This window comes from Sinomicrobium oceani, from assembly GCF_900119185.1.
GTDB lineage: Bacteria > Bacteroidota > Bacteroidia > Flavobacteriales > Flavobacteriaceae > Sinomicrobium > Sinomicrobium oceani.
In genome coordinates this window covers 1-4,247 of sequence record NZ_FPJE01000050.1, presented here as the reverse complement: position 1 = coordinate 4,247, position 4,247 = coordinate 1, and the positions used below count along the sequence as shown (strand labels likewise).

At 36.6% G+C, this 4,247-nt stretch carries 4 protein-coding genes; all 4 read right to left on the bottom strand.

From position 1 onward, the window contains the following. Positions 1-514: 514 nt before the first annotated feature. Complete coding sequence (locus tag BT112_RS21355; RefSeq protein WP_072319478.1) at positions 515-1,135, bottom strand: hypothetical protein; 621 nt, start codon at positions 1,133-1,135, stop codon at positions 515-517. 10 nt (positions 1,136-1,145) lie between these two features. Further along, the gene (locus BT112_RS21350; protein ID WP_072319477.1) at positions 1,146-1,652 is read right to left on the bottom strand and encodes a hypothetical protein; all 507 of its coding nucleotides are present in this window, start codon (positions 1,650-1,652) and stop codon (positions 1,146-1,148) included. 469 nt (positions 1,653-2,121) lie between these two features. Next, entirely contained in the window at positions 2,122-2,568 is a 447-nt protein-coding gene (locus BT112_RS21345; RefSeq protein WP_139276348.1) for a hypothetical protein, read from the bottom strand. Then, positions 2,565-4,247: RHS repeat domain-containing protein (locus tag BT112_RS21340; protein ID WP_139276354.1), on the bottom strand; the 1,683-nt coding region annotated here is incomplete at its 5' end. The genes BT112_RS21340 and BT112_RS21345, both read right to left, overlap by 4 nt.

The window sequence follows — 4,247 nt, the reverse complement described above, 5'->3', positions numbered from 1 at the left end:
AAAACTGTAATATTGTCAGTAACTTATTTTTTTGACCAAAATCCTTAGAGGGTCAGTATGGCCGGAATGAGGGGTCAGCATCACCGGAATATCCACGGTTAACACAACCTCTTACATGAGGCTATCCGGGCCTGCCGGGGAATAAAAATTCCAGCAGTTTCCGCCACCGTCCCGATAAACAGATAAACATCGGGATCGGGAGCATTTCCGGGTGACCCGCTCAACGAAGTTTGCAACTTCGCAGCTCAAACCTTCGATAAAAAGAAAAAAATGAAAAACGCCTCTCCGGGGTGTATCCCGGTTACTCATAAGTCTTACTTTATTTATCGCTCAATGACCTGGTCAATCAAAAGGCTTTAAACAAGTTACAAGAACATGGTTCAACCATATGAAAACACCGTTTTGGAAGCCCCTCAGAGAGGAGCGTAACGCACTGGCCTGTCATTGATGTGCAATGGGCTGCGAAGTCGAAGACCTTCGTAGAGCATGTGGCACACTTCGTAGAGCAGGGCAGTTATTCATTATTCACCCATTTGACACTCTTTATTATAGTTTTATATTGACAGAGATATTGCTCAAAATATTCCTCATCAAAACCCGTAATATTAAAAATGAAATTTCTATTGCTAATAAGATTTCTAATATAAATAACACAAGAATATTTAATTTCATGTTCGTTGGTTAAATATTTATATTTTATCCAATAACAATTTTGGTTGTTTAATCTGCTCTTTCCCGTTATAATATTTTTATTTAATATCGTGTCACCCTGTAAAATGAAATAATCTAAAAGAAATTGTTCTTTTGCATTTCTTTGTGAAAATTCAATTATATTCAAAATAGACATCTTTTTAAAGGATATTTTTGGATTATCTATAATCAGACTAAATATACTATCGCCTGTTTCTTGCTCATAAATAATATAATCTCCTGGTACGGTAATCGAAAAATTCTTGTCCGGATTAGAATATTTTTTTAATGAATCGATCTGTTTTTCTCCAAAATCACAATTTATGTTTAAAAATTCTCTTTCCTTAATATCAATACTCTCAATTGTGTACTTTAAATCAATTTGAAAAGCTAATGAGTTTTGACTTAAAACTGCATAAAATAAGATTAATAATATCACTCTCATACCTTGCTTTTTATATCCGTGTTTGTAGTACACTCTTCAAAAAGAGGTCAAAGTGTTCGTGATATCCATTTATCCTAATTCGCTTTTTAACATTAAGGAGAAAATCGGATGTCACAAAATATAAAAGCGAAAAAAGCTGATATTGAATTTCGTAATTAGACAAGATATATATCAAGATCAGTGTAGGCATAACCACATATACAAAATGTTTAAAATTAAAATTAATAAGATTAAATTTGTATTTTATTGTTATTCCTCCTTGTCTATTCTCTTCAGTAATTCCTTTTACATTATATAGCATATCCATCCCAAATGTATGAAGTAGTCTCTTTTTGTTCAAGCTAAAAGTTCTATCATTAATTTTACCATAATAAATTTCCTTTTCTTCTTTACTTTTTATTGTACCATCACTGACATAGTAAGAGATCTCTTTTAAAGCAGTTTCAATGTTTTGATTTTTTGCTTGAAAACAAAACTCTTTGCCTCCTATTAAGTTATTAAAAATTGATATGCTCATTATTTTAACCTTTTAATATCTCTTAGGGTTTTGTTAAGTAAATTAGATTTACGCGATTCCTGTAGGTCGTGCATTCTCATTTTAGTGTATGCATCCATCTGATTTTTGGAAGTTTTTAACCCATTTATGCCTGTTCCTTCTGTAACATTCATTTTAACACCCGCTCAGCGAGTTTGCAACTTCGCTGCCCAAATCTTCAATAAAAAGAAAAAAACGAAAGACGCCTCTCCGGGGTGTATCCCGGTTACTCATAAGTCTCACTTCATTTATCCCTGCAATGATATGGTCAATCAAAAGGCTTTAAACAAGTTACAAAAATGTGGTTCAACATCATTTTGGAAGCCCCTCAGAGAGGAGCATGACGTTTTGGCCTGTCCTTGATGTGCAGTGAGCTGCGAAGTCGGAGACGTTCGCAGAGCACAGAACACTTCGTAGAGCGGGGCTTTAGCATTTTTACACTAAGTAAGAATTAATTTGAACTTATTTTAAGTAGTTCATTTATACGTTTAGCTAAATCGTCATTTCTATATAAACCGTCTTCAAAGAAAAACACATAGCCTCCATTAATACGACTCATTTTAATCAAATATTTTTTGCTTCTATGCTCCCCAATATTTATATAGACACTGTAATCCCTATCTCCCCTGTGTCGAGCCCATAAATCAAAATCCAAAGACTCAAACATTTCATAGAAGTGTTTAATAGTATCTTCGTCAGTAATAACACTTATCTCATTTGGTATTTTGGAATGATATTCTAAATTGCCACCCTTTTTAAATTCCAAATAAATTTTGGCAGGTTTTTCTTCTGAAAAATATTTATCAGGAGATGCGGTATTCTTTGGGAAGTACAAATACCCCATAATGAACAATATCAACAAGATTAGTATTATAGATGTTATATATTTTTTTCTCATTTGTCTGACCTATAAATGTAATCTGACACACCCAGATAACCCGAAAAACTCACAGGCAAAGGCACTACTCCTCCTGAAACACCCAAAGAAATAGCCTCGTATGTCGTCTTTGTAAATCCTCTCCAATTCCAATTTTTGTCAAAAGGTTTCTGAAACTCAACTCCTCGATGATACGCTCCTGCTATGGAAGCTGGACCAAAAGCTTTAACATCTGCTTGCAAGCCCATTTCAGCACCTTTAAAAACATCTAAATCCGGATTAGGCTGTGTAGCATAAAAACCTGTTAGAGTACCTGTTATACCTCCTTCAACTCCCATTAGACCATTCATTTGAAGTGTGACACCAAAATCTCCTTTGTTTTCTCCTTTCAAAATACCTAATACAGAAACTTCAAGTTGCGCTCCTCCTTTATATGCAGCTTCTGCACTTGCATTTATAGACAAAGCATCCGGTAAATACTCACTACCACCTAATTTTTCGGTATAGTCTGTTAATTTGTCATCAAAATAAACATTTGTCGTTTCTGTTCCTGTATAAGTCAACCCATTAGATTCTAAATTGACTTCTGTTTCAATTAAATCTGTATGTATTCTAAACGCCTCTACCGATTTACCTTGTTCATTTAACATTCGGATAACTATGTCTTCTGGCGCCATCCCGGTTGGGTCAGTCCATTTTATAGGGTTATTGTATGTAAAAACATAGGGTGACCATTCCGGGAACTCTTCCGACAACGGATCGGGAGACATCCATCTACCAATAGCTGCATTATAATTCCTTGCCCCAAAGTCATGCCAGTTCAGACTAAGTTCTTTTTGATGTTCTTTGCCCTGGTAGGTTTGATAGTTATTTTCCGGGCCATTGATCTGATTATTGTACCCTCTATGTTCCAGGCCAAATGGGTAATAATTATTCTCTTCGATAATTTCCAGTTGCGGGGCACTTGCTGTCCCCGTATTGGTGTAGGACAATCGTACATTCCCCAGATGATCTTTATACTGATAAACATACGTATACGTATTGTTCTCCTTAGTCACATAACCTTCCGGGGTATTAAAAAACTGCAACTGCCCGTTTTCATAGATATAGTTCCCGGCATACTCCGTTGCTGTCACAGAACTTCCCTGGGTAACCTCTTTCTTTAATTTGGTTCCCGAGGCATCGTAAATATAAGCAATTTTATTGCTGCCGAAACTGACCTGGGTAGGAAGATTTAAATGATTATAGCTAATCCCGGTGATCCCCTTATTAGCGTCCGTCAGTAAATTGCCGTTGGCATCATAGGTATAATCGTTGCCCGTATTGGTCCCGTCCTTAAATCCGTAGGTCTTGTTACCACTGTCCGTTACTTTTAAAAGCTTGTTACCCGTATCATAGGTATAAGCCAGGTTGTCCATCACCCCGAAAGAAGTGGCGCCGCTGTTCACGTGTCCCCTGCGGGTTAAATGTTCTATATTCCCGTTCTTATCATAGGTAATCCCTTCTACCGTATAACGGTCCGTCTGCCCGCCACCGTTAAACTTCCCGGAGGTGATCCGGTTCAATGCATCATAGGTGTAGGCATAACGTCTCATGGTATTATCGTTGCTTGTTTTCCAATACGTCTCTGCTATGTTACCATTGTATAAAGGATCAACCACCCCGCTACGGCTCTTGTTGTAATTGATCTGGAAGTTAAA